Origin of the sequence: Anabaena sp. UHCC 0253 (assembly GCF_009712085.1) — a bacterium.
Taxonomy (GTDB): domain Bacteria; phylum Cyanobacteriota; class Cyanobacteriia; order Cyanobacteriales; family Nostocaceae; genus Dolichospermum.
Map to the genome: position 1 here is coordinate 465,760 of NZ_VILD01000005.1, position 6,145 is coordinate 471,904.

A 6,145-nucleotide genomic window follows, 5' to 3' on the forward strand; every position below is an offset into this window, starting at 1 on the left:
ATTGGTGTCTAACTTGAAGGTGATTGTGGAGAAATCTGTAGAAATATTTCACTTTTTTATTAGCTAACAATAAATTCAACTCAGCTAATAATTCTTTATATCTCTTACCATACTCACCTTCAGTTTCAATAGCAGTTCTAAAATCTTCATCTCTAGCACTTGTGAATACTTTAATTAATAAATCTACTGGAGCAAAATCATAAGTGAAAAATCCTGGTAGCTTTGATTTAGATAATTTTAAATCTGAATCATATTCTTTATCACTATTTTGTTGAAATAATAGTCTTCTTGACGTTTGAGAAGTAAATAAGAAAACTTGACTAATAGGAGCAGCCAAAAATATTTTATTTGATATTTTGTCTAACCAATCTTCTGCTTTATTTATATCTAAATTATCACCAATTTGGCATAATACAAATTCATTTTCTTCGGTATCAATTCCTGAAGAATAATTACATATATATATGATATTTTTTTTCATATATATATCTAGACATCCTTTTCACTACAATCTCTAGTTTTTCTTTCTCCTGGTAATATTCATCAAGATTTACGTTATACACATGAAGCATTTGTTCAACTTCTTCTTTTAATTGAATTGGTGACATCCTTTTTAGACTAGTTAGACTGGGTAGCATTCTAATTCTCGTTAATTCAATTAGAATTTCTGCAAATTTTCTACCCTTGAGATACTCACTTTTTATTTCTTGATTAATTTCTATTTGATTAATTGTTTTTTCTAGTTGTTCAATATCTTGTTCTGCTTTAGAAATCTTCTTAGTGATATTCTCTAGTTCTTTGAAATTAGATAATTTCCAGTCTTCACTATTTTCGTATTCATGATCTTGTTTTAAGATATTCTCAATATAAGTATTATGACAAACTAGAAATTTAATTTCAACTTCTTTTTCACCATCCCAAATCTTGATAATAGCTAAGACTCTATCACTAGAATCATCATTAAGTGTAAATCCATGTAGTAGATTTTTTATAAAAATTTTTCTTTCTGGATTTGTGCAGCAATGTAATAACACAAAAACTAATTGTAAAAGTGTACTTTTACCACCTCCATTGAGACTTCCTAAAGGAAAGATATTAGGGACAAACTTTCTATCAAACTTAATATCAACATCTTTCAAAACTCGGAAATCGGGTACTTGAACTTGTAGTAACTTCATGTGAATTTTCTTCCTTGAGAAATATTACATATTTGAATTATATCGTTAAGACCAAATTACGGCTAACTTAATCATAATTCATTTAGGGTGGGCATTACCCACCGCAAATTATTAAACTTGAATTACACCTTAAACTTAGCGGTAATTCGTTTCATTGCTTCTTCGACATTTTCCCGACTATTAAACGCAGAAATGCGGAAATAACCTTCACCCGCAGCCCCAAAACCAGAACCGGGAGTTCCCACAACATTCACGGTTTCTAACAACTTATCAAAAAATTCCCAACTGGATAAACCATGGGGAGTTTGTACCCATACATAAGGTGCATTTACGCCACCATAAACTTTTAAACCGGCATTTGTCAGTTCTTCGCGGATGATTTTGGCATTATCTAAATAGAAACTTACCAACGCTTTAATTTGTGATTGTCCAGCTTCTGAATAAACCGCTTCTGCACCGCGTTGAATAATATAAGAAACGCCGTTAAATTTGGTAGATTGACGACGATTCCAGAGTTTCCAAAGTTCGACATTAGAACCATCAGCAGCTTTAGCTGTAAGGGTTTTAGGAACAACAGTTAACGCGCAACGAGTTCCGGTAAAACCGGCGTTTTTGGAAAAAGAACGGAATTCAATTGCACAATCTCTTGCGCCTTCGATTTCAAAAATAGAATGAGGTAAGGTAGGATCAGTAATAAATGCTTCGTAAGCGGCATCAAAGAAGATAATTGAACCGTTCGCTTTGGCATAATTTACCCATGCTTGCAAGTGTTCTTTAGTTGCAGTTGCACCTGTGGGATTATTAGGAAAACAAAGATAAATTAAATCAACTTTTTGGCTAGGAATTTCCGCAGTAAAGTTATTTTCTGCGGTGACAGGTAAATAAACTAAACCACCATATTCACCTTTTTCATTAGCATCTCCCGTGTTACCCGCCATGACGTTAGTATCTACATAAACGGGGTATACTGGGTCTGTAACGGCGATGATGTTATTTTTGCCAAAAATATCGAGAATGTTGCCGGAATCGCATTTAGAACCGTCGGAAATGAAGATTTCATCGGCTTCTATGGCTGCACCCCTGGCTTGGAAGTCGTGGGTAGCGATTTTCTCCCTTAACCAAGCATAACCTTGTTCTGGACCATATCCTTTAAAAGATGAGCGATCGCCCATATCTTCTACAGCTTTAATCATCGCTGTACGACAAGCTTCTGGTAAGGGTTCGGTGACATCACCAATCCCCAACCGAATGATTTTCGCATCTGGGTTAGCTTGTGCAAAAGCATTTACCCGTCGCGCAATTTCTGGAAACAGATAGCCAGCTTTGAGTTTCAGGTAGTTGTCGTTAATCGTAGCCATAGTAAATTTTGAGAAAAAAGACAATGATACACTATCTTACTGGGAGAAATGTCTGATAGAGAAATTTTTCAGGGAGTCGAGTTATAATTATCTTAGAAAATTCCCATATTCGAGAAACTATGAGTTCAATTAATGAAGCTACTAAACAACGAATTATCCAAGAAGTTTTAGAGGCTAGAAAAAATCGTCCTCAGTTTCTAGTTGCTATGCAAGAACGACAAAAACAAGGTTTAAAAATTGCCCGACAATGTGCCAAAATCTTGAAAGAAAAATTTGGCGCAGAAAAAGTTGTTTTATTCGGTTCTTTATTGGATCATCAACAAATGAATTGGCGTTCTGATATTGATTTAGCTGTTTGGGGTTTACCGGAAAAGGAATATTTTAAAGCGTGGGCTGCTATAGAGCAAGGACATCCTTTTGAAATTGATTTGGTAGAATTTCAAAATGCCAAACCTCATATTTTAAAAGCAATTTATCAAGGAATAGATTTATGAATTCTACTGTAGTTAGGGAACGAATCACTGAAGAAGTAATTAAAATTCAAGAAACAAAAAACAACTTGATAAGTTTGTTAAGGAACTAGAAAATCAAGAATTAGAAATTTACCAAGAAGCTCTAGTTGATGCAATTGCTCTTAACTTGCATGGATTTTATACAGGCGTAGAACGTATTTTTCAAGTTATTGCTAATCAAATTGATTATCGCAAACCTACTGGTGACAAATGGCATAGTGAGTTATTAGAACAAATGTCTATTGATTTACCTGGCATCAGACAAGCTGTTATTTCAGAAAATGCGTTATTGGTTTTGGATGAGTTACGAAGGTTTCGTCATGTAGTGAGAAGTGTGTATTCTTATCAGTTAAAAGAACAACGAGTTCTAGATGTTGTAAATCAAGTATTTAATTTTTATGATGATTTGATTAGAGAAATTGAAGATTTTTGTGATTCCCTTAGGTTAGAAACTGATAAATAGAAATATCATATCCCTAACTTATTAATGAAGTCAGGGATATATATTAGTTATAGTTTTTGAGTATTGTACATTTAATTAGGTTAACCTATTTACCAGTTAGAAGTAATGAAATTATAAATGGTAGATTCAGTTTACCTAATTTACAACTTGGCTACCGTGACTGCGAGGATCATCTTGATTACTATCTGTTGCTACTGGTGCGGAAAATTGGGAAGTTTTGCCATTACTTTGAATGTGGGGAAGGGGAGAACCGGCAATTAAGGCTTCTAAGTTACTAGCCATAATGGTGCGGGGAATATCACCAATGGTTTCGGCGATAGTTTCTCCTTGTTTACCCAAAAATACAAAGTGGGGAATCCCGTCTACTCGATATTTGAGCATTTCTGGCAACCATTTGGTATTATCAACATTCAACATGACAAAATTCAGGTTGTTGTCATACTGTTCTCTGAGTTTGGCCATGTCAGGACCCATTTTTTGACAAACTGTACACCAATCGGCGTAAAACTCGACGAGGGAAGGTTTACCGTTGCTGACAGCTACTTCTAAAGGAATGGAATTTTGATCTAATTTCGCCAGGGAAACTGAGGTAGAATCAGTTTTAAGTCCCAAAAAGAGGGCAACTCCCAAAGCGATCGCCACAATAGCAATTAAGAAGTTTTTGATGCGATTACTAGAATTTACAGGTGCTTCGGTACTCATAATCAATTTATTAAAATTTATTAAGCTGGTTCATCATCTAGTTTACAGTTTTTCCACATTATGAAAAAAAGAGTTACTCTGACTTTTCCGAAACGGGCGATTCAAATGCCAATTACCTACCGACTGGCAAAAGATTTTAATGTGGCTGCAAATATTATCCGCGCTCAAGTGGCCCCCAATCAAATTGGTAAACTGGTAGTGGAACTATTGGGAGATATTGATCAATTAGATGCAGCAATTGAATGGATGCGATCGCAACATATTCATGTTTCCCTGGGTTTAGGTGAAATTTTAATTGATGAAGATGTATGCGTTCACTGTGGTTTATGTACGGGGGTTTGTCCCACTGAAGCCCTTTCTATTAATCCAGAGACGTATAAACTCACCTTTGTGCGATCGCGTTGTATTGTTTGTGAACAATGTATTCCTACCTGCCCTGTACAAGCTATTTCTACTAATCTTTAAATAGAGATTAATAATTAGTTAACAATAGGTTAAATATCAAATTTTTACGATGAGATTTGTGAAGATAGAAGATTATTTTTCTATTTTTTTAAGAAACTATATAGGAATACAGACTATTTTTTCTCTAGTGATATGATGCAAAAACTGGATAATATCTCTAAATACTTTATTTATTATGAAAATATCTTCAGAAACCCCAAGCAAAACACTAGGTGAGACTGCATACCAAACTATTGAAAAGCATTTTACAAAAACCATAAAATGGGAAAAAAGCAGTCAAAAAAGATGAAGATCCAGAAGCAGTACACCAAATGCGAGTGGGAATGCGCCGGTTACGAACTGCTGTCAGTAGGTTTGACAAATATTTAAATTTTCCAAAATCAGCAAGTGATAAAAATATTGGTAAACTTGCCCGAATTTTAGGTAGTCTGAGAGACTTAGATGTTCTTGAAGAAATTCTGAAAAAAAATTACAAACCGCATTTAGTTGAAAAAGAGCAAGAATCATTAAAAACGGCTTTTACCGAATTGGATAAGCAAAGAAAAGTTGCTTTTTCTCATGTTCAAAAAATATTTAAAGATGAAACTTATAAATCATTCAAGAATGAATGTGAAGATTGGTTAAAAAATCCCAGTTATCAATGTTTTTCATCCATACCAATTCAGCACATATTACCAGATTTACTCTCACCAGAAGTTAGTGAATTTTGCTTACATCCAGGATGGTTAATTGGGACTAAAATTGTTGAATCAGAAATAGTAGTGCAAACAAAATGGACACCCAACCAATTAGAAGAAAGTCTGAAAACAGAAGGTAAAACCCTCCATGATTTGCGAAAACAAGCCAAACGCATCCGTTACCAAATGGAGTTATTTACTGAATTATATGATGAGTCTTTCTCCTCACATCTTCATGATATCAAAACTATCCAAGAAATCTTGGGTATGATTCAAGATAATATGGTTTTACATGAGTGGTTAGAAAATATCTTCAAATCAGAACTGGAGGCTCAATTACCTGGCTTAACGACGCTATTAGCCGCAAATCGTTATCAATTGTGGCAAGAATGGCAACCACTACAACAACGTTATTTGCAAGCAGATACTAGATATAATTTACATTTGGTGGTGCTACAACCGAATTTGGAAAATCTTCAACAAGAAGAAAGGGATTAATTTATGACGTATCTAATTGATGATAAAATAGTCGCTTAAATTTAATAAAATCTAGTACAATTATTGAGAATCTAAGTATTCCTCGTTAACTAGATACTCTTCAATATTTTCTAAAATTTGTCTCAGATACTTTATAACCCTTTCACTGATTTCAACAAGATTTTCCGCAGATGTACTTTTACCAACTTCGTTAAAAGATAGAAAACCATGAGCTAAATCATTTCGATTCTTTTTAATTGATACTAAATCAATTCCATCTCTAGTATTTTTGTTAGTAGTAGCTGAAAATCCA

The 6,145-nt window shown here is 34.1% G+C and carries 7 protein-coding genes and 2 pseudogenes; 4 read left to right on the forward strand and 5 right to left on the reverse strand.

The window, feature by feature from the left end:
- The 3 genes and pseudogenes from FJR38_RS28610 to FJR38_RS16465 all read right to left on the reverse strand — a co-directional run.
- A pseudogene (locus tag FJR38_RS28610) lies at nucleotides 1-481 on the reverse strand (hypothetical protein); the annotation flags it as partial.
- A complete protein-coding gene (locus FJR38_RS27570; RefSeq protein WP_174764027.1) occupies nucleotides 453-1,178 on the reverse strand; it encodes a hypothetical protein in 726 nt (241 codons plus the stop codon). The gene FJR38_RS27570 and the pseudogene FJR38_RS28610, both read right to left, overlap by 29 nt.
- 122 nt (nucleotides 1,179-1,300) lie before the next feature.
- Nucleotides 1,301-2,536 carry an LL-diaminopimelate aminotransferase gene (locus FJR38_RS16465; protein ID WP_168538177.1) on the reverse strand — a complete coding sequence of 412 codons (1,236 nt, stop codon included), beginning with the start codon at nucleotides 2,534-2,536 and terminating at the stop codon, nucleotides 1,301-1,303.
- A 119-nt stretch (nucleotides 2,537-2,655) separates the two neighbouring features.
- Between FJR38_RS16465 and FJR38_RS16470 the strand changes: the two genes are divergently transcribed.
- A complete protein-coding gene (locus FJR38_RS16470) occupies nucleotides 2,656-3,030 on the forward strand; it encodes a nucleotidyltransferase family protein (RefSeq protein WP_168538178.1) in 375 nt (124 codons plus the stop codon).
- Nucleotides 3,031-3,163: 133 nt separating this feature from the next.
- On the forward strand, nucleotides 3,164-3,511 hold the full coding sequence (locus FJR38_RS16475) for a hypothetical protein (protein ID WP_371418231.1): 348 nt from the start codon (nucleotides 3,164-3,166) through the stop codon (nucleotides 3,509-3,511).
- Between the two features lie 135 nt (nucleotides 3,512-3,646).
- On the opposite strand, the gene FJR38_RS16480 is transcribed toward FJR38_RS16475, so the two are convergent.
- Nucleotides 3,647-4,213 carry a thioredoxin family protein gene (locus FJR38_RS16480; RefSeq protein ID WP_168538179.1) on the reverse strand — a complete coding sequence of 189 codons (567 nt, stop codon included), beginning with the start codon at nucleotides 4,211-4,213 and terminating at the stop codon, nucleotides 3,647-3,649.
- Between the two features lie 60 nt (nucleotides 4,214-4,273).
- Here FJR38_RS16480 and FJR38_RS16485 point away from each other — a divergent pair, with 60 nt between their 5' ends.
- Nucleotides 4,274-4,678, forward strand: a complete 405-nt coding sequence (locus FJR38_RS16485) for an NIL domain-containing protein (RefSeq protein ID WP_168538180.1) — start codon at nucleotides 4,274-4,276, stop codon at nucleotides 4,676-4,678.
- 175 nt (nucleotides 4,679-4,853) lie between these two features.
- A pseudogene (locus FJR38_RS16490) lies at nucleotides 4,854-5,853 on the forward strand (CHAD domain-containing protein).
- A 60-nt stretch (nucleotides 5,854-5,913) separates the two neighbouring features.
- On the opposite strand, the gene FJR38_RS16495 reads toward FJR38_RS16490, so the two are convergent.
- On the reverse strand, nucleotides 5,914-6,145 hold a 232-nt coding region (locus FJR38_RS16495), incomplete at its 5' end, for an MAE_28990/MAE_18760 family HEPN-like nuclease (protein WP_254449487.1).